This window comes from Ruminococcus sp. RTP21198st1_G1_RTP21198_201120, from assembly GCF_040924265.1.
Lineage (GTDB): Bacteria > Bacillota > Clostridia > Oscillospirales > Ruminococcaceae > Hominimerdicola > Hominimerdicola aceti.
The window spans coordinates 101,397-121,446 of the sequence record NZ_JBCOMH010000003.1; the positions used below are offsets into that span (position 1 = coordinate 101,397).

18 protein-coding genes are annotated in these 20,050 nt (G+C 44.9%); 10 read left to right on the forward strand and 8 right to left on the reverse strand.

All coding sequences use genetic code 11. The annotated features are described in order from the left end of the window. Window positions 1-4 precede the first annotated feature (4 nt). The 5 genes from AB5627_RS02960 to AB5627_RS02980 are packed head-to-tail and all read left to right on the forward strand — an operon-like array spanning window position 5 to window position 5,705. The gene (locus AB5627_RS02960) at window positions 5-2,026 is read left to right on the forward strand and encodes a transglutaminase family protein (RefSeq protein ID WP_265290568.1); all 2,022 of its coding nucleotides are present in this window, start codon (window positions 5-7) and stop codon (window positions 2,024-2,026) included. Further along, entirely contained in the window at window positions 2,023-2,553 is a 531-nt protein-coding gene (locus tag AB5627_RS02965; protein ID WP_022288170.1) for a DUF4430 domain-containing protein, read from the forward strand. Before AB5627_RS02960 ends, AB5627_RS02965 begins: the two co-directional genes overlap by 4 nt. Continuing rightward, a complete protein-coding gene (locus AB5627_RS02970) occupies window positions 2,550-3,416 on the forward strand; it encodes an energy-coupling factor transporter transmembrane component T (protein WP_022288169.1) in 867 nt (288 codons plus the stop codon). The genes AB5627_RS02965 and AB5627_RS02970 overlap by 4 nt, the downstream gene beginning before the upstream one ends. Further along, window positions 3,389-5,029, forward strand: a complete 1,641-nt coding sequence (locus AB5627_RS02975; protein WP_022288168.1) for an ABC transporter ATP-binding protein — start codon at window positions 3,389-3,391, stop codon at window positions 5,027-5,029. Before AB5627_RS02970 ends, AB5627_RS02975 begins: the two co-directional genes overlap by 28 nt. Next, window positions 5,019-5,705 (forward strand): ECF transporter S component, encoded by a 687-nt coding sequence (locus tag AB5627_RS02980; RefSeq protein WP_022288167.1) that lies wholly within the window; start codon window positions 5,019-5,021, stop codon window positions 5,703-5,705. Before AB5627_RS02975 ends, AB5627_RS02980 begins: the two co-directional genes overlap by 11 nt. 34 nt (window positions 5,706-5,739) lie before the next feature. Here AB5627_RS02980 and AB5627_RS02985 read toward each other — a convergent pair whose 3' ends face one another. Next, window positions 5,740-8,418, reverse strand: a complete 2,679-nt coding sequence (locus tag AB5627_RS02985) for a cation-translocating P-type ATPase (protein ID WP_022288166.1) — start codon at window positions 8,416-8,418, stop codon at window positions 5,740-5,742. Window positions 8,419-8,655: 237 nt separating this feature from the next. Here AB5627_RS02985 and AB5627_RS02990 point away from each other — a divergent pair, with 237 nt between their 5' ends. After that, the gene (locus tag AB5627_RS02990) at window positions 8,656-9,447 is read left to right on the forward strand and encodes a Bax inhibitor-1/YccA family protein (protein WP_022288165.1); all 792 of its coding nucleotides are present in this window, start codon (window positions 8,656-8,658) and stop codon (window positions 9,445-9,447) included. A 256-nt stretch (window positions 9,448-9,703) separates the two neighbouring features. Here AB5627_RS02990 and AB5627_RS02995 read toward each other — a convergent pair whose 3' ends face one another. From AB5627_RS02995 to AB5627_RS03010, 4 genes are all read right to left on the reverse strand, one after another. Beyond that, on the reverse strand, window positions 9,704-10,024 hold the full coding sequence (locus AB5627_RS02995) for an AzlD domain-containing protein (RefSeq protein WP_022288164.1): 321 nt from the start codon (window positions 10,022-10,024) through the stop codon (window positions 9,704-9,706). Next, the gene (locus AB5627_RS03000) at window positions 10,018-10,728 is read right to left on the reverse strand and encodes an AzlC family ABC transporter permease (protein WP_118124143.1); all 711 of its coding nucleotides are present in this window, start codon (window positions 10,726-10,728) and stop codon (window positions 10,018-10,020) included. Before AB5627_RS03000 ends, AB5627_RS02995 begins: the two co-directional genes overlap by 7 nt. Before the next feature lie 34 nt (window positions 10,729-10,762). Further along, entirely contained in the window at window positions 10,763-11,293 is a 531-nt protein-coding gene (locus tag AB5627_RS03005; protein ID WP_118124142.1) for a cysteine hydrolase family protein, read from the reverse strand. A 591-nt stretch (window positions 11,294-11,884) separates the two neighbouring features. Then, the gene (locus AB5627_RS03010; protein WP_022288161.1) at window positions 11,885-12,091 is read right to left on the reverse strand and encodes a DUF378 domain-containing protein; all 207 of its coding nucleotides are present in this window, start codon (window positions 12,089-12,091) and stop codon (window positions 11,885-11,887) included. Between the two features lie 274 nt (window positions 12,092-12,365). Between AB5627_RS03010 and AB5627_RS03015 the strand changes: the two genes are divergently transcribed. The 4 genes from AB5627_RS03015 to AB5627_RS03030 all read left to right on the forward strand — a co-directional run bounded on the left by AB5627_RS03015 (window position 12,366) and on the right by AB5627_RS03030 (window position 16,862). After that, window positions 12,366-13,370, forward strand: a complete 1,005-nt coding sequence (locus AB5627_RS03015) for an aldose 1-epimerase (RefSeq protein WP_265290569.1) — start codon at window positions 12,366-12,368, stop codon at window positions 13,368-13,370. 172 nt (window positions 13,371-13,542) lie between these two features. Then, window positions 13,543-16,002, forward strand: a complete 2,460-nt coding sequence (locus AB5627_RS03020; RefSeq protein ID WP_368369667.1) for a glycosyl transferase — start codon at window positions 13,543-13,545, stop codon at window positions 16,000-16,002. Between the two features lie 26 nt (window positions 16,003-16,028). Next, the gene (locus tag AB5627_RS03025) at window positions 16,029-16,541 is read left to right on the forward strand and encodes a hypothetical protein (protein ID WP_022288158.1); all 513 of its coding nucleotides are present in this window, start codon (window positions 16,029-16,031) and stop codon (window positions 16,539-16,541) included. 99 nt (window positions 16,542-16,640) lie between these two features. Next, complete coding sequence (locus AB5627_RS03030) at window positions 16,641-16,862, forward strand: DNA-binding transcriptional regulator (RefSeq protein WP_242843639.1); 222 nt, start codon at window positions 16,641-16,643, stop codon at window positions 16,860-16,862. A gap of 120 nt (window positions 16,863-16,982) precedes the next feature. On the opposite strand, the gene argF is transcribed toward AB5627_RS03030, so the two are convergent. The 3 genes from argF to argB all read right to left on the reverse strand — a co-directional run bounded on the left by argF (window position 16,983) and on the right by argB (window position 20,050). Next, window positions 16,983-17,897 (reverse strand): ornithine carbamoyltransferase, encoded by a 915-nt coding sequence (gene argF / locus AB5627_RS03035; protein WP_022288156.1) that lies wholly within the window; start codon window positions 17,895-17,897, stop codon window positions 16,983-16,985. A 78-nt stretch (window positions 17,898-17,975) separates the two neighbouring features. Further along, window positions 17,976-19,160 carry an aspartate aminotransferase family protein gene (locus tag AB5627_RS03040; RefSeq protein ID WP_022288155.1) on the reverse strand — a complete coding sequence of 395 codons (1,185 nt, stop codon included), beginning with the start codon at window positions 19,158-19,160 and terminating at the stop codon, window positions 17,976-17,978. Between the two features lie 32 nt (window positions 19,161-19,192). After that, on the reverse strand, window positions 19,193-20,050 hold the full coding sequence (gene argB / locus AB5627_RS03045) for an acetylglutamate kinase (RefSeq protein WP_022288154.1): 858 nt from the start codon (window positions 20,048-20,050) through the stop codon (window positions 19,193-19,195).

Below are 20,050 nucleotides of genomic sequence, written 5' to 3' on the forward strand. Positions count from 1 at the left end.
AATTTTGACAGCAAGTGTTTGCTATGTGGAAAAGCACTTTTCAAAGGGTGTTTATATCATGCGGAGCCTTTTTGGTGCAGTGACAATGCTCCTGCTGTCATTGTCGCTTGGTATGGGCTGGCGAGCCTTTGTTCTGGTAGGTGTGTGCATATTGACAGCCCTTGCAGGGGTATCAAAAAAGACTTTGCCTATACCATTTTTCTCCGCACTATTGTCGACGGTGATATTCCACAAGAAGTTTTTAACAAGCCTTGCAGGTTTTTTAAACTGCGTCTTGACCGCCCACGGTAAAAGCGCAGGAGTAGTGGAAATGCTTGTGGAAAAAAGCTCAGACCCTTGGTTTGCTCTTTGCGTGGGTGCAGTGATAGTTTCCACAGTGCAGAGCATTTTCAGCCGTCTTGACAGCAGAGTTTTTACAGTGGCGATGCTTGCGCTGTTTTTGTGCGCAGGTATCTTTATTGATATCCCTCTGTACTACGCCACTGCAGAAGTGGCGCTCGGTATCCTTGCATTGACGTTTTCCGGCAGCATAAAAGGCGATTTGAAGCCCTTTGTGCTTATACTTACAGCATTTTGCGCAGTGCTTATAGCCTGCCTGACAGGGCTTTTTGATAAGCTTGCCGACTTTGCCTTTGCCGATCGCTTTAATACGAAAAGTGAGTATGAGATCATAATGGAGCACCCACAGCCATTGTATCTTATGGAGAGCCGTTTTGAGAAAGAAACTAACGGCGTGTGGGGGGAGCTTAGTGGGGAAGAGAAATATGCCTACTCAGACGAGTTTTATTGGCTTGATAAGCTTGATTTCTCACCGGCTTTTCAGACCGCTTTGCTTGACAATGCCATTGATATATCCGACAGCGGCAATGTTACAGTAAACATCAAAAATGGCGGAAAGCCCCTTTATACCTATGGTATGACCGCCGCAGAGAACGCTTTTTCCGACCCAAAGATAATAGGCGAAAGCTTTGAGAACACCAAAAGCTATTACAGGCTTGCGGTGTCGGAAGGCTATCTCACAAAGCCTTTTGGCACTTTTGATACCCTGCGCACTTCTGAGCCTGCGGATTATCTTGCCGCAGAAAAGGGTTATCGTGACTATGTTTATTCCACCTGCCTTGACATATCAGCCGAGGACAAACAGCTTGCCGCAAACCATTTTGATCTGCAAGGTTCTCAGGGTAAACTGCGGTCTGATATGCTAAGCTTTTTTGTGTCAGACACAGTGCTTGACAGGTCAAAGACCTATGGGGGCGAAAGCTCTTTTGCAGATATGCTTGAGGTAACTTGCCGTGGGGGCGAGGAGGATTTTGCTGCCGCTGCTGTGAAGATCTTCCGTGCAAAGGGCGTTCCTGCCAGACTTTGCAGAGGATATTTTATCACATCAGATATGACCAAAGGCCTTACAGATAACTCAGCCCTGACCGTCACTTCAAAACAGCTCCACTATTGGGCGGAGTATTACAAAGACGGCATAGGCTGGCAGCCTTTCGAGGTCTGCCCCGATTATGTTGGCATGATAAAAACTGACGACAGCTCTGTAAAAGCAAAGCCCACCAACCAAGGCGGCGAAGCCCTTGCTCCCGAGGACGAGGACAAACCAAGGGAAGAGATCTTTGAGGAGAACAAGACTAAACCTGCGGAGAAAAGCTATGCGGTATATATCGTTATAGGTGCGGTAATACTTATACTCTGCCTTATTGTGGCAATAATAGCTTTGGTAAGAAAAAGAAAGTTTGCCGCTCTGCCTGACAGCAAAAAGGTGGAGAAGCTGTTCTTTGCAGGCAGAAAAAAGCTTTGCGGCAGGAATTTCTCAGACCATACGCCAAGAGAGCTTTCCGAGAGCATAAAAAAGACCTTTGGCGCTGATATGGCGGAAAGCTTTGCAGAGTGCGAGAAAATATACGAAAGGGCGAGATTTTCAAGGCTCGAAATAACCAAAGAGGAAATAGCAGTGGTTAAAAATTTCGCAGATCAGGCAAAGAAAGCCAAAAAGCTCAAAGTTCAGGAGGGAGCAGAAAAGTGAAAAAGGATATCGCTCTGCTCATAGTCATAATTTTGGCAGTGGCAGCGGTCATAAAGGGCGTTGATATTCAGTCCGTTGACGAGTATTACAGCCTGCACAGCGACGATACCGCAAATGCCGCTCACACTGTCACTCTGACAGTGGATTGCTCTGATATTTTGGATAATTACGATATGCTTGACAAAAATCTTCGTGACGAGTGCTATGTTCCCTCAGACGGCATTGTTATGCCTGCGGAAAAATATGTCCTCCGTGAGGGCGACACCGCCTTTGATCTGTTGGAAAAAGCTACAAGGTGTGAGAAGATACCCCTTGATTATCAAGGCTCAGAGGATAATATTTACAACACTGTGTATGTCCGTGGCATAAACAATATCTACGAGTTTTCCTGCGGTCCGTCCTCAGGGTGGACCTATACGGTAAATGGCGAAAGCCCCGATAAGGGCTGTTCACAGTATGTCCTCCATGACGGTGACAGCGTGGAGTTTTACTACGTTTGCGACTACACAAAGGAGGCGGTGAAATGAGGTTGTCAGCTTTTCACCCTTTGACCGCCCTTGTGTATTTTGCGACTGTGCTTGCGGTGACAATGTTCTGCTTTTCACCAGCCGTTGGTATATGCTCGGCAGTGGGAGCATTCCTGTTCTGTGCCATAACTCAAAGCTGTAGACAGACCGCATCAGACCTTGCTTTCTACATCTTTCTTACCGCCGTTTTGACTGTCACAAATCCACTTTTTTCACATAAGGGCGTAACGCCGCTGCTTTTCGTAAACGGCAAGGCTTACACAAAGGAAGCCCTTTTTTATGGCTTGACCGCCGGCTTATCCCTCACCGCTGTGATAATGTGGTGCAAAGCTCTTGGAAAGGTGCTTACAAGGGAAAAGCTCCTATACATTTTCGGCCGAAAAACGCCAAAAGCTGCCCTTGTGATAACAATGACAATGGGCCTTATCCCAAAGCTCAAAAGGCTTCACAGACAGCTTTTGGACGCTTTGAATTGCTCTGGTGCGAACATCTCCGACAGCCGTTTTGACCGCCTGAAAAAAGACTGCACAGTGTTCACAGCCCTTTGTGCAGGCACGCTTGAAAGGGGAGCGGACACAGCCGCTTCAATGAAAGCCCGTGGTTATGGTATCCAGAAACGAAGCTTTGCACACTCGTTCAAGTTCAGAGCATGGGACAGCATTTTTGTGGCGGTTTTTGCAGTTATCTTTGCATTGGTGCTGATATTTTCCGCAAGGGGCGAGCTGTCCGCCGCTTTTTACCCTGTGATAAAGCTTGAAAACAGCGTTTTTCCTGTGGGAATGTTCGCATTACTATGCGTTTTCCCGTTTATTCTTGAAGTAAAGGAGAGCATAAAATGGAAATATTGTCTTGCGAAAATGTAGCTTTCAAATATAACGAAAGCACGGACTATGCCATTTCTGACTGCACTTTTTCAGTGAAAAAAGGCGAAAAAATAATGCTCTGCGGTGCTTCGGGAAGCGGAAAATCTACTTTGCTCAGGCTTCTGAAAAGAGAGCTTTCCCCAAGGGGCGAGCTTTCCGGAAACATCACCCTTATGGGCAAGGACAGAAGCGAGCTTTCTGATAGAGAAAGTGCCGAAAAGATAGGCTTTGTAATGCAAAGCCCTGACAGCCAGACGGTGTGCGACAAAGTATCGGCTGAGCTTGCTTTCGGGCTTGAAAGCTTTGGTGTGAAAAGTGGTGAGATACAAAGCCGTGTTGGTGAAATGGCGGCTTTTTTCGGTATCGAGTCGCTCTATGACAGGGATATCTCCACACTTTCGGGCGGTCAGAAACAGCTCGTCGCTCTGTGTTCCGTCATGGCCACAGACCCTGATATCCTGCTTCTTGATGAGCCTACCGCACAGCTCGACCCCGTTGCCGCAAGGGAGCTTCTTGGCATTTTAGACCGCCTTAACAAAGAAATGGGCGTGACTATCATCATTGCCGAGCATGACCCCGAGGAGCTTTTTGACTCCTGCGACAAAATTTTGTATCTTGCAAATGGCAAGACCGAGTTTTTCGGTACGCCTACCTTGACTGCAAAATATTTTGTGAAGAACGCTCTGGAGGGTTTTCTTCCCGAAACCGCCAAGGCGTTCGCAAGGCTTTGCGACGACCTGCCCCTCAATGTAAGACAAGGCAGGGCGAAGTTTGAAAAGCTTGGCGTGACGGATATTCCAAAGCAGGCTGTCACTGATACAGAACGTGTTGAGCCGTATGCCCTTCAGTGCAAAAATCTGTGGCAGAGATATGAAAAAAACTCCCCCGATATCCTCAAAGGCTGTGATCTTGGTATCAGAAAAGGGGAGTGCTATGGGCTTTTAGGCTCAAACGGCGGCGGAAAATCAACGCTCCTGCGTGTGATATGCGGACTTTGCAAGCCTTATATGGGCACTGTTTCACTTTTCGGTAAAAAGCAGAAAGCCTATAAAAACGGCTCGCTTTTCCGTGAAATGCTTGCATTTTTGCCCCAAGAGCCTGTGACGATGTTTGTAAAAGAAAGCGTCCGTGAGGATCTTTTGCAAAGCGGTGACAAAGTCACAGTGGAAAATGTTTCACAGCGCATGGGCATAGAACATCTTCTTGACCGCCACCCTTGGGATCTCAGCGGCGGCGAGATACAGAAATGTGCTTTTGGAAAAATTCTTCTTGCTGACCCGAAAATAATAGTCCTCGACGAGTGTACAAAGGGCATGGACAGTTTCGCTAAAAAGGCTCTTGGTGATATTCTTTTGGACCTAAAAGACGAGGGCAGGACGATACTTCTCGTGACTCATGACCTTGAATTTGCCGCACAATACTGCGACAGGTGCGGACTTCTTTTTGACGGAAAGATAGTCGCCGAGGATAATGCCGTGGAGTTTTTCTCCCAAAATCGCTTTTACACCACCGCCGCCGCAAGGCTCACAAGGGGCTTTTTCAGTGGTGCGGTGACGTCAACAGCCGTAAGAGAACGGCTCGCAATGGTGAAAAGAGGTCAATATGAGCAGTAAAAAACTTGTGTCAGGGCTTATCTATCTTCTTGTCATACCCCTTGTGTGCTTTGGCGGTATAATGTTTTTCAGAGAACGCTTCTATTCTTTCGTCACCGCAGCACTTGCCATTCTTACCGTGGCAGGCTATTTTCTCCACTTTGAGAAAAAACACTCCGACAGCACACAACTTGTGATAATAGCCGCCATGACCGCATTATCCGTTTTCGGCAGGATAGTTTTCAGCTTTCTGCCGGGCTTTAAGCCATGCACCGCTATAGTCATTATCACCGCCCTTTATATGGGAAGAGAATCGGGCTTTATGACAGGCGCAATGACTGCACTTATCTCAAACTTCTATTTCGGACAGGGTGCGTGGACGCCTTTTCAAATGCTTGTTTGGGGTCTGACCGGATATTTTGCAGGAATGTTGGCTGATAAGCTTATAAAAAGCAAGCCACTCCTTGTGACCTTCGGTATAATCTCAGGAACGGCGTTCTCTCTTATCATGGACTTGTGGAGCTGTCTGTGGGCTGATAATGCCTTTATTCTCAGCAGATACCTTGCCCTTGTTGGCTCGTCAGCTTTTTTCACCCTTATATACGCAGTTTCCAACGTGTTCTTCCTGCTGGTTTTATCAAAACCTTTTGGCAGGATATTTAAAAGGCTGGATAAAAAATATGGTATAAAAAATTAGACCGACAAAGCTTTGCCCTGTCGGTCTTTTGTTATCACTGCCCAATGTTCACTGTTACGTCAGGGGACTTTTTGCCCATAAAAAGCTTTGGTATTATGCCTGCCCCAACAGGCACGATAGCCGCCGCTGCCACCGCCACAAGAAACTCTCCAAGGCTCGGAACGGCTGTGAAAAATACCTTTTGCAGAACAGGGAGCCATATGCCTGCAAACAGCGCTGCCGCTGATATGAATACAGAGAAAAGCAGGAATGGGTTTGAAAGATAAGGCACAGTGAAAAGCGTCTTATCTTCCGATTTACATTCAAACACATGGATAAGCTGACTAAGTACAAGTGTTATAAGCGCACCTGTCCTTGCAGTGCCGAGAGAATGGGTGTTAGTGAGCAGAACAGTGAAGCTTGCAAGGGTGCAGATACCGATAAGAAGCCCTCTTATTACGATATGCCACATAAGTCCGCCACTGAAAAAGCTGTCGTCCTCTTTCCTAGGGGGCTTTTTCATTACCGAGCTTTCCGCAGGTTCAAGCCCCAGCGCAATTGCAGGCAGGCTGTCTGTAACAAGGTTTACAAGAAGTATCTGCGCTGGAAGCAGTACCATTGGAAGTCCCATTATAATTCCACCGAGCATTGTTATGACCTCGCCTATGTTGCAGGAAATAAGGTAGCGCACGAATTTTCTTATGTTCTGATATATGGTCCTGCCCTCCTCAACGGAGTTCACAAGGGTGGCAAAATTATCGTCAAGAAGTATCACGTCAGCCGCCTGCTTTGTGACCTCTGTGCCTGATATTCCCATTGATACACCTATGTCGGCTTCTTTTATAGCAGGTGCGTCGTTTACCCCGTCGCCTGTCATTGCACAAACGTGCCCACGGCTTTTGAATGCCTTTACTATCCTGAGTTTGTGTTCAGGTGTCACCCTTGCAAACACACGGCAGTTTTCTATTACCTCGTCAAGCTGTTTGTCGTCCATTCTGTCAAGCTCGTCGCCTGTCAAAGCGATAGAGCCTGCTTTCATAATGCCGGCTTCTTTTGCAATAGCCTGAGCGGTGAGCTTGTGGTCGCCTGTTATCATAACTGTCTTTATGCCTGCACGCTGACATTCCGCCACCGCTTTTGCGGCTTCAGCCCTGAGAGGGTCTTTCATTGCCATTAGTCCAAGAAAAGCCCATTCCCCGTCCACCTGCTGTGAAAATGCTATCACACGCAGACCTTTTGAAGCGTATTCATCGCACTTGTAAAAAGCCTGTTTTCTCATTGCTCCGCCAAATGGTATAAGCTCGCCGCTGTCAGAAAAAACGTGGCTGCATTCTTTTATGATAACGTCAAAAGCGCCTTTCCTGAATGCCGTTGTGACCCCCTTTTCGTCAGCGCATATTACCGTCATGGAGCGTGTTTCACTTTCAAATGGCAGCTCGTCAGTTCGTCTGTAACCAAGGGAGCTGACGTTTATACCTGAGTTTGCGCAGGCTATGAGTATAGCTGTTTCTGTAGGGTCGCCCTCTGCACAAAGCTCGCTTTGCCTGCCGCCCCTGTCACGCTTTTTTATCTTTTCAGGCGGGCAGAGCCTTGCGTTGTTGCAGGCTGCGCCGCACAAAAGTATCCTGCCAAGGTCAGGGCTTTCCCATGCTTTGAGGGCTTTCTCATCAAAGCTTGCTCCCTCTTTTGTTACGCCGTAAGCACGGCTTTTTTCGGTGCAGGTGAAAATATCAGTAACTGTCATTTTGTTCATTGTCACAGTGCCTGTCTTGTCAGTGCAGATAACAGTGGCACAGCCAAGAGTTTCCACTGAATGAAGTCTGTGTACAAGTGCTTGACGCTTTAGCATTTTTCTGACCGCAAGGGCAAGCGCTATAGTCACAGTGGCAGGCAAGCCTTCAGGTATTGCGGCAATGGCTATGGTTATTCCTGTCATTGCCATATTGAGAACAGGCTCGCCCCTTAGTACGCCTGCAATAAAGACTACCACGCACACTGCAAGGCAGATGATAGCAAGAGTTCTGCCAAGCTCTCCGAGTTTTTTTTGCAATGGAGTTTCAGGCTCTTTTATCTCATCAAGCATGGTTGAGACCTTGCCCATTTGGCTTCGCTCACCTGTTGCCACCGCTGTGACCTCGCCAACTCCCTTTGTGACAACTGTTCCCATGTATACCATGTAATCCTTGTTCAAAGCGGTAAAATCTATCTCAGATGTACGGCATTTCTTTACCGCAGGCACAGCTTCGCCAGTGAGTGCAGATTCGTCGCATGATAACGCCCTTGATGAGTTTATGTAGCCGTCACACGGCACTCTGTCACCTGCTTCGAGAGTAAAAACATCTCCTGCCACGACCTCCGATGCAGGAATTTTCACAAGCCTGCCGTCACGGTATACCATGGCGGTGGGAGCGGTCATATTTTCAAGCTTTTCCAGAGTTTTTTCACAGCGGTATTCCTGAATAAATCCCAGCGCAGCGTTAATGATAACTATAAGCACGATAGGCACAGCGTCAGCATATTGCCCAAGTGCTACGGATATCACCACCGACACAAGAAGTATCATCACCATAACGTCATGAAACTGTCCTGCAAAAATTTTCGCCGCAGAGGTCTTTTTCTTTTTGGCAAGGCGGTTCTCTCCGTCTGTACTGAGCCGCTTTTCAGCTTCCGCAGTTGTTAGCCCCTTTCTTGTGGTCGGGTTTTCCGTAAGCTTCTTTTCAAGTATATCCAGCACAATGTATCTTCCTTTCCGATTTTTTTGGCATAGCCTTGATAACATTGTGCGAAACGTTTTGACTGCACAAGATTTTTCAGTGCTTTTGCCTTTGCTTACATCATATGCGGACAAGTCCCAAAAAAGAACCTTGCGTTGTTGCCTGAAAAATCATATTGACTTTTTTAAGAAAATATGTATAATAGTATATAAGCCATGAAAATAAATATTGGCGAAAAAAATAAAGGAGGCAAATTCATGAACGATTATAATAATTTTTCTGAAAGCTATTCAAATCCACGAGTGAAAAAGCTACGCTCTTTCGCACAGTCCACTTACGGCATGGAGGCGGCAAGCTATAAGGGCATTGCAATGAAGACCTTGTATTTTGTTGCAGTTTTCGCCGCAGGCATGGGAGCATATTTTTACATTCACAACTTCTTCGGAGGCGGTGCGCAGGCTTTTTCCACTGAGTATACTATCTTTGTCGGCGCTATTATCGCAACAGCAATAGCAGGACTTGTGGCTTCATTCGCTCCGAAAACAACGGCGGTAACAGGCTCTATCTATTCCGCAGGCATGGGATATGCCCTCACTTTTATGTCAATGATCTACGCAATGCAGTGGAAAGGTATAATAGTTGAAGCCGTTACACTGACGCTTCTCACAGTTGCAGTGCTTGCAGTTATCTATTCAAAGGGCGTTCGTGTGGGAAGCAGAATGAAAACTGCTCTTATCACCTGCCTTTGGGTCTCTATCATAGGCGGATTGCTTTTCATGCTTCTTGCATGGCTCGCACCTCATTCAGCTATCTACACTTCGATCGTTGCAATAAACAACGGCCCTATCGGCATACTTTTCGCTGTTATTGGCGTTCTTATCGCCGCAGCGCTTCTTATGTGCGATTTTGAAACTATCCAGATGACAGTTGAACAGGGGCTTCCTGCTCAGTATGAATGGTATGCAAGCTATGGTCTTATCGTAGGCGTTATTTATCTTTATCTTAAAATACTGAATCTCCTTGCAAAGATAGCAAACAACAGAAAGTAATTTATAGACTTAGCACTTTTTATCCCTCGTCATATGGCGGGGGATATTTTTATGCACAAAAAAGGAACTCCCGAATAAACGGAAGTCCCTTTTTGTGTGGGTATATTTAATTAATAGAAAGGCTTTTTTATCAGATATCCCATTTCCGATCTCTGATCTCAGGCATATCAAGACCATACTCAGCAATATACTGCTTGTGTTCAACAAGCTTGTCCTGCATGAGCCGGTAGGCTGTCGAGGACGCCAGCCCCTACATTTAGATAAGCTGACAAATAAGTATCACGCAGAAGCTTGCAAGGCAGGCAAATGCCGCAACTATGATAAGGCTTTTTTCCTTGAATGCAAGCACGCAGGCTGTTATAAGTCCTGCTATGGAAGCCGCAAGGTTTCCCGTTGAGAATAGTATGGACGGGAACGTCATTGCTCCAAGCACCGCATATGGCACATAGTAAAGAAAGCTTTGCACAAATCTGTTTGTTATCTTGCCCTTGAATATCACCAACGGCAGGGCACGAATAAGATAGGTCACTCCTGCCATAATGAAAAGATAAATGAAGAAATCTCTTATACTCAGCATTGACCGTCCTCCTCATTTTTCACAGGCATGAGAGCCGCCATTATCCCTGCGGAAAGAACGGTGCAGATTATTATGGAAAATCCTCCGGATACCTTATTAAGAATAGGCAGCCACTTGAAACAACAGCTAAGAAGAGCCGCAAATATCGCCGCCATTGCAATGCCCTTGTTTTTCTTTGCAGGCGGTATTATTATTGCAAGGAACATTCCGTATATTGCAATGCTAAGTGCACTTATGACTATCTCAGGAAGTATTTTTCCTGCCGCCGCACCTATAAGAGTCCCCAGCGACCAGCCTGCTACAGGTAAAGCGATAAGCCCATACATATACTGCCTTGAAACTTTCCCTATATTTCCCATTGCCATGACAAATATCTCGTCTGTCACTCCGAAGCCTACCAGCCAGCGGTGTATTCCCGACAGTGACTTGTCAGCTTTCTGTGATAGAGATATTGACATAAGTGCATACCTCAGGTTGATGATAAACTGGGCACAAGCCATTTCTATCCAGAAACCGCCCCCCGACAGCATAATGTCAAGTCCTGCAAACTGACCTGCCGAGGTCACATTGCAAATAGAGATAAGCACAGTTTCCCACCAGCTCAGACCACCTTTTACGCCTTGAAGTCCAAATGTAAAAGATACCGAAAGATACCCCAAAGCAATAGGTATGCCGTCTTTAAGACCTTTTTTGAAACCACTCATAAATCATTCCGCCGAAGCGGTGTTCCCCCTCAAATCAAAAATTATCTATCCTGCACTGACATGACGCCATTGTAACAAGTGCCGCCTTGTGGCTTTCTTCCGTTACTCCTGCGCAGGCGTTTGCGTCAACTATGACCTCGCATTCAGGACAAAAAGCTTTTATTAGCAAAGCGTTTGATACCACGCAAATGTCTGTGCAAAGTCCGCAAAGCTCTATCTCGTCCCCTGCCTTTGTTATTTCAGCAAGGTGCTGTGCAAGCTCAGCCGAGCCGAATGTGCTTTTTTCATAGACCTCTGCGCTTCCACCGATAGCCTCAGCTACCTGAGTCTCAGGCTGCCAGCCCTCGGTGCCTTTTATGCAATGCTCCACAGGGAGCTTTTTTCCCTCAGGCGTTTCAAGATAATCCTTGAAATGCGTGTCAAGGGTCATGAATACAGTGCTGCCCTGAGCCTTGTAACTGCGTATTTTTTCACAGACAGCAGGAACGATCGTTTCTGCCATTTTTGAACCAAGACTGCCCGTGACAAAATCATTCTGCATATCAACAACTATAAGATATCTCATATTCTATTTACTCCTTTCTCTCACGACGAAAACGTTTTGACAGGTAAGAACTGACATATTGTTTTATTAGTCCATAAAGTAACATTATAACTCTAAAATATGAATTTTTCAACGTGTGCATAAAATGGGCAAAAAAAATGCTGAGCAACGGTGCTCAGCAGAAAATAAAATAAAAAAACTATGTGTAGAACAAAAGAAAGGAGACAACAAAACGGATGTTAAATCAAACAAATTATGTTCAATATCCTTAACATCAATTAAATTATAACCTCTTTTGTAGCGATAGTCAAGAAAAAGTTGCAAAGAACTTGTTAATTTTCTGAAAATTCGGGATTTTGCACAAATATTTCGTTGACATTATGCTAACAATGACATCTGCGTGAGGTCTGAACTTAAATCGACTTAAAAAAGTAAAATATCTTATCCATTTTTAGCGTCTGTGATGTTCAAATTTTAATGTTTAAATCAAAAAAAATAAGGTCATGACAGCAGGAAAGAGAGCCGATTTTAGAATATGCAGCAGGCAAACCCGTGATAAAATGCTGCCCTCTGAAACAAGCTCCCTCTCCTGCCGCCATGACCTGCAGGGGACTACTGCTCGGTGACAAGTCTGTTGTCTTTGAAAAACAGTGAAATGCACCAGATAGCCGAAATAGCTACCAAAACGTAGATGATCCTGCTTAGTATCGCCGCAGCACCTCCGAAAAGAAATGCCACAAGGTCGAACTGGAAAATGCCCACAAGCCCCCAGTTTATGCCGCCTATTATGAGAAGCAGCAGTGCGATCCTATCTATCATGAGAAACTCCTCCTTTGATTGTTAAAAATATAGAGCAGTCCGTCTGTCAGCGGGCTGTTAATTGTAGTATTGTCATATTTTTTTGGATTATTCATTGAACGTTTGGTAAAAAACTACTAAAAAACACAGCGAAAATTCTATATAAAAATCTGCGTTTTGTACTAGACAAAAGCGACGGGCTATGTTATAATAATTGTATGTTAATCGTTTAAGTAAAAATGTATGGTAAGGCGTGAGGCAGATCATCGCTTTGCACTATGGGGGCGTTACTTTTTTGAATAATATAGACCTTAAATTCATGTTTAAAGATACGGAATGTGTCAGAATGCAGTCGGGAAAGTATTCCTGCGTTATCGCACCAAAACTTGGTGCTGCTGTGCTGAGGCTTCGTGACGAGGAAAACGGCATAGAGGTGTTCAGATATCGTGATGACTGCACTCTCAAGACTATAAATAAGGCGAGAGAGATATGGGGACTGCCTACTCTTTTCCTGCCTAATCGCTTTGATAAGGGCATTATAAAGACCTCTGACGCAGTGTATCAAATGCCTGTAAATGAGAAAAAGCTTGATAATTTTATCCATGGCTGGGTGCATAAGAGAGAACACGAAATAGAGTGTTATTCAACACAGGATAAAAAAGTTGTGCTTGTTACTTCTTATACCTTTGACAAGAATGACGAGATGTATTCTTATTTTCCGGTGGATTTTAAAATATCCTATACGTTTACGCTTTCTGAAAACGGTCTTTTGCAGGAGATATACCTGACAAACAACAGCGACAAGGCTCTGCCTGTTTCTATATGTACTCATACCTGCCTTAATGCGCCAATGTGCGACGGCGGCAGGGAGGAATCAATGAGAATGTGCGTGCCGATAATCGAAAAGTGCGAGCTTGACAAGAGATGTCTGCCAACAGAAAAGCTTTTGCCTCTTAAAAAGAAAGACCTTGAATATAAAGAGGGTACAAAAATGCCTACTCTGAATAATATCTCAAACGATATGTATACCGCAGGCATGAACAAGCTTGACGGCAAGGATTTCTATGGCTCTTATGTTGTGGATACTGACAATGGTCATAAGGTTTGCAACGAGGTGTCAAAAGAATTTAAGTTCTGGAATATGTGGAACGATAAGGGCAATAAAGGATATTTCTGCCCTGAACCAATGACAGCTATGATAAACTCTCCTAATCTCAGCCTGCCTAACGAAGTGAGCGGATATGAGGAGATAACAAAGGGTCACACATTCAAGTGCTGGCAGAGATTCTTTACTGAATAATAGAAAAAACTATCATTATGCAGAATGAGAGTTATGTAACAGCTCTGTAAATGTAGGGGCGAACAGCGTTCGCCCGTTGGCTTGATCACTTTGTGACGGCTATACACTTCACAATGGTTATAATTAAGAAATTAATTAACAATAGATAAATTACGAAAGGTGGAAATTATTGATGAAATTTGGTCATTTTGATGACGTGAAAAAGGAATATGTCATCAGCAATCCAAGAACGCCATATCCATGGATAAACTATCTTGGCACACAGGAATTCTTCTCACTTATCTCCAACACAGCAGGAGGCTATTCCTTCTATAAGGACGCAAGACTGAGAAGAATAACTCGTTACCGTTACAACAACGTGCCTATCGACATGGGCGGAAGATATTTCTATATCAAAGACGGCGAAACTATCTGGAATCCGGGCTGGTCACCGGTAAAGACAGAGCTTGATTTTTATGAGTGCCGTCACGGTATGGGCTATACTATCATCACAGGTAAGAAGAACGGACTTAAGGCTGAGGCTACATTCTTTGTTCCTCAGAACTATAACGGCGAAGTTCAGCAGGTAGTTCTCACAAACGAGAGCAATGAAGAAAAAACATTCTCATTCTTCTCATTTGCAGAGTGGTGCCTTTGGGACGCTCAGGACGACTGCACAAACTTCCAGAGAAACTTCAGCACAGGTCGTGTTGAGGTAGTAGGTTCAACTATCTATCACAAGACAGAATACAGAGACAGAAGAGATCACTTTGCATTCTATACAGTAAATGACGAGATAGACGGCTATGATACAGACAGAGATTCATTTATCGGTCTTTATAACGGCTTCCATAACCCACAGGCTGTTGAAGCAGGCAAGGCTAACAACTCATTTGCAGACGGTTGGTCACCTATCGCTTCACACTACAAGAAGATAACACTTGCTCCGGGCGAGTCAAAGACTCTTGTATTTATCCTCGGCTATGTTGAAATGCCTGTTGACAAGAAGTTCGAGGCTGACGGAGTTACTATCAATAAGGAAAAGGCTCTCGCAATGATCGAGCAGTATAACACTCCTGAAAAGGTAGCCGCAGGTCTTGAAGAGCTCAAGGCAACTTGGGACAGACTTCTCAGCGTTATCAATGTTGACACACCTGACGATAAGGTAAACAGAATGGTAAATATCTGGAACCAGTATCAGTGCATGGTAACATTCAACCTTTCACGTTCCGCATCATATTTCGAGAGCGGTATCGGCAGAGGAATGGGCTTCAGAGATTCAAACCAGGATATCCTCGGTTTCGTTCATCAGATACCGGACCGTGCAAGACAGCGTATCATCGACATCGCTTCTACACAGCTTCCTGACGGCGGCTGCTATCATCAGTATCAGCCTCTTACAAAGAAGGGCAACTCCGATATCGTCGGCGACTTCTCAGACGACCCACTGTGGATGATCCTTTCAGTTTCCGCATACATCAAGGAAACAGGCGACTGGTCTATCCTTGACGAAATGGTACCATACGATAATGACGAGTCAAAGGCTAAGCCAATGCTCGACCACCTTAAGGTATCATTCTATCACATTGTAAATAACCTCGGCCCTCACGGTCTGCCACTTGCAATGAGAGCTGACTGGAACGATTGTATCAACCTTTCATGCTATTCTGATACTCCGGGCGAGAGCTTCCAGACTTATACAAACCCTAAGTTTGCAGCTGAGGGCGGCTACTCAAAGGTAGCTGAGTCTGTAATGGTGGCAACACTCTTTACATACACAGGCCCTAACTATGTGTCTATCCTCAAGCACCTTGGCAAGGACGATGAGGCTGCCGCAGCACAGGCTGAGATAGACAAGATGAAGAAGAACGTTATGGAATCTGCATTTGACGGCGATTGGTTCCTGAGAGCTTACGATTCCACAGGCGCAAAAATGGGTTCTAAGGAATGTGAAGAGGGTAAGATATTCATCGAGCCACAGGGCTTCGCAGTTATGTCTGAAATAGGCAAGGACGAGGGCGCTGACATCAAGACACTTGATTCTATCGACAAGTACCTCAATACAAAGTATGGTCTTGTTCTTAACAACCCTGCATACTCAAAGTATTATATCCAGTATGGTGAGATATCCACATACCCAGGCGGATATAAGGAGAATGCCGGTATCTTCACACACAACAATGCTTGGATAATCTGTGCAGAGGCATATGCAGGCAGAGGCGACAAGGCGTTCGAGTATTACAGCAAGATAGCTCCTGCATTCAACGAGGAGATATCTGATCTTCATAAGACAGAGCCTTATGTATACGGTCAGATGATAGCTGGTAAGGACGCAAGCAGATTCGGCGAGGGCAAGAACAGCTGGCTCACAGGTACAGCCGCATGGAACATGGTAGCTATCTCACAGTACATTCTCGGAGTACAGGCTGACTTTGACGGCTTGAAGATAGATCCATCTATCCCTCACGAGTGGGACGGCATGACAGCAACACGTCAGTACAGAGGTGCAACATACAACATCACTGTTAAGAACCCTGACCACGTTTGCAAGGGCGTAAAGAGCGTAACTGTTGACGGCAAGGCAGTAGAGGGCAATGTTCTCCCTGTAGCTGAAAATGGTGCAACAGTAAATGTTGAGGTAGTAATGGGCTAAGCCATACAAATTTTAAAGGCGAGATTATGTTTTTTGGAAAGACAAAGAAAAAAAATAAACCAACTACAATTGAGCATCCTGTATTAGGAACTTTGATTAAAAAAACAGATTGGTACACAAAGAAGAGCTTTATCATTACATTATGGGATAAAACTTTTGACCTGTATCTATGTATATACTCAAATCAAAAAGATGCTGTAATTTCATTTGAACAAGAAGAAGCAATCAGATATTATCTTGATAATCAGATTCAAATCGAACGAGATATTCAAAAAATGTTGTTGAATTTTTTTCACACTTCAGATTGTTCTTTGATTGAAAAGAGTATACAAATTGAAGGATTGAATTTTACAAGGAATGGAGCTATCAGCATTGGTTTAATATCTGATTTTTCTGATGAGTTTCTTGAAAAACATATTGGAGAAGATGTTATTTTTACAGATTCTTTTGGGATGTCAGTTTATCCGATTAAGGCAGTGCTTCCAAATGAGAAAGTATATTACAACTTCAATAATAAATACGAAGGAGACCAGCTTTAATATGAATGTGTTTGACAGCATAATTACTGGACTTAACGAGGCAGTTGACTACGAAAAAGGTAAAATTTCTGCTAAAAAACAACTCTTAGAATAGAGCCTTTGCCTGATATATCTGCTGAAGATATAAAAGCGATCCGAAAAAAGCTGGGATTTACGCAGGCGGTATTTGCCGCAGTGATCGGAGTTTCGACAAAAACTGTTGAGGCGTGGGAAACAGGTACGAACCAGCCTATCGGTCCTGCACGCAGAATGATCTCACTCATTCAGTTTGACCCAGAAATTCTGCAAAGCTACCATATCGTAAATGAAAATGTTATTTAACTATGACCGCAGTTCTTTGAGGACTGCGGATCTTTTTATCCCGTCACATCAAAGACCTTTTTGATGTGTTCAACACAAAAAAGCCGCCCACCAGCGTGGACGGCTTTTGTCATATGCGAATTATTCCTGCGGACCCATTACCTTGACCATAACGGCTTTCTGTGCATGAAGTCTGTTTTCAGCTTCCTCGAATATCTCATTTGCGTGAGCCTCGAATACCTTTTCTGTTATCTCCTCCTCACGGTGAGCAGGCAGACAGTGCTGAACCATTGCGTCAGCCTTTGCAACAGCCATGATATCGTCATTTATCTGATAGCCCTTAAATGCGATCTTTCTCTTCTCTGTCTCAGCTTCCTCGCCCATTGAAGTCCAAACGTCTGTGAACAGAACGTCAGCGTCCTTTGCAGCCTCAAGAGGAACGTCTGTCATTGAGAACTTGTCGCCGTAGCCCTTGGCAAATTCAAGAACCTCAGCAGCAGGCTGATAATCCTTAGGGCAAGCGATAGAAACTTCCATGCCTACCTTAAGTCCACCAACGATAAGCGAGTTTGCCATGTTGTTGCCGTCGCCTATGTAGCACATTTTCAGACCCTCGAAGCGTCCCTTGAACTCTCTGATAGTCATAAGGTCAGCAAGCACCTGACAAGGGTGGCAGAAGTCTGTCAGACCGTTTATTATTGGGATAGAGCCATATTTAGCAAGATCCTCAACCTCTTTCTGCTCAAAAGTACGGATCATGATGCCGTCAAGGTAACGTGAAAGAACACGGGCTGTGTCCTGAACAGGCTCGCCTCTGCCTATCTGGAGGTCACGGTTTGAAAGGAAAAGTGCCTGACCGCCAAGCTGATACATACCTGTTTCAAAAGAAACTCTTGTACGGGTAGAGGACTTCTGGAATATCATTCCGAGAGTTTTGCCTTTAAGAATGTGATGCTCGATACCGTTTTTGTTTTCGTATTTGAGCTGGTCTGCAAGATTGAGAATGTCGAGAATTTCCTCCTTGGAAAGGTCGAGCATTTTAAGTAAATGTTTCATAATATTTCCTCCGTAATTTGATTTTTATTTGGTATTGCGTATCAAACGGGCGAACACTGTTCGCACCTACACACTTTGTTATTTCTCGTCAAGAACTTTTTTCAGTATAGCAAGTCCCTTGTCTATCTGCTCATATGAGATATTCAGCGGTGGCAAAAATCTCAGCTTATCCTTTGCTGTGAGAATAAGAAGTCCGTTTTCAAAGCACTTGTTAAGCACATCAGCGGCTTTCTTTGTTTTGAGCCTTACGCCTATCATAAGACCAAGTCCGTCAACGCCTTCAACTTCGTCTATTTCTGCGAGCTTTTTTCTGAAATATTCGCCCTTTTTGCGAACTTCTTCAAGAAACTCAGGCTTTGTCACCTTGTCAAGAACTGCGTTTCCACCTGCACAGGAAATAGGGTTTCCGCCGAATGTTGAGCCGTGTGTACCCTTGCCAAGTACCTCGCTGCACTTCTTGTTAGCAAGGCACACGCCTATTGGAACACCGCCTGCAAGACCCTTTGCAAGTGTGGTTATGTCAGGCTTTACGTTGTAAAGCTCAGATGTTAGGAGCTTGCCGGTTCTGCCAACACCTGTCTGTACCTCGTCTGCGATAGTGAGGATATCCCTCTTTGCACACTCAAGCATGATAGTGTTCACAAAGCTCTGCTGAAGAGGTATAACTCCGCCCTCGCCCTGAACAAACTCGAACATTACTGCGCAAACCTTGTTGTCAAGCTTGTTGAGCTTGTCCATAAGATCGTCAATATCATTAGCGATAACATTCTCAAATCCACCAACGAACGGGAAGAAGTAGTTGTGGAAAACCTCCTGACCTGTTGCAGAAAGAGTGCAAAGCGTTCTGCCGTGGAAACTGTTTACAAGGGTGATGATGATATTTCTCTCAGCGTCTTTGCCGTATTTGTCAAAGCTGTATTTTCTTGCAAGCTTGATAGCGCACTCGTTAGCCTCTGCGCCCGAGTTGCCGAAGAACATTTTCTCATAGCCTGTTGCCTCGCAAAGTCTTTTTGCAAAGTCAGCCTGTACCTTTGTGTAATAGTAGTTTGAGGTGTGCTGTATCTTGTGTGCCTGATCGCAGATAGCGTTCACCCAATCCTCGTCGCAGTAGCCAAGGCTGTTTGTGCCGATACCGGAGCCGAAGTCGATATACTCTTTTCCGTCCTCGCCAACAGCCGTCTGACCATGACCGCTTTCCATAACAAGACCTATTCTGCCATAGGTCTGCATAACGTGTTCGTTGAACTGTTCTATGGTGTTCATTTTTATCACTCTTTTCAATATGTATTGATATTTTATATAAACTGTGTACCGATACCCTCGTTAGAGAGCAGCTCGATAAGTATCGAGTGCGGTACTCTGCCGTCAATGATAGTGGTCTTTTTAACGCCACGTCTTACGGCTTCAACACAGCAGTCTATCTTTGGTATCATTCCGCCGCTTATGATGCCTTTCTTTTTGAGATAAGGCACATCGCTGACGTTTACCTGTGGGATAAGTGTGGAATCATCGTCCTTGTCCTCCAGCAGACCAACTATATCCGTCATAAGGATAAGCTTTTCCGCTCTCAGGCAGGAGGCTATCCTAGCCGCCGCAGTGTCAGCATTGATATTGTAAGACTGTCCGTCCTCGCCAACGCCAACTGTGGAGATTATAGGAACATAACCGTTGTTAAGTGCGTCAACTATAGGCTTTGTTGTTACCTTTTTGATGTCGCCCACAAAACCAAGGTCAACTTCGCTGTCAAGCTTCTGCGCAAGTATCATCTGACCGTCACAGCCGCAAAGACCGAGAGCCTTTCCGCCATGAAGCTGCAAAGCGCAAACAAGCTCCTTGTTTACCTTGCCGCAAAGCACCATTTTAACGATATCTATAGTTTCAGCGTCAGTGTATCTCAGACCGTTTATGAACTTGCTTTCAATGCCGACTCTTTTGAGCATTGCATTTATCTCAGGGCCACCGCCATGAACAAGAACTACCTTTATGCCTACCTCGCTTAGAAGCACGATATCGCTCATAACAGCTTCTTTAAGCTCAGCGTTTGTCATAGCGTTGCCGCCGTATTTTACAACGACTATCTTGTCGTGGTATTTCTGAATGTGCGGCAGAGCGTCAATAAGTATCTGACTTCTGATTTTATTGCTTATGTCCAT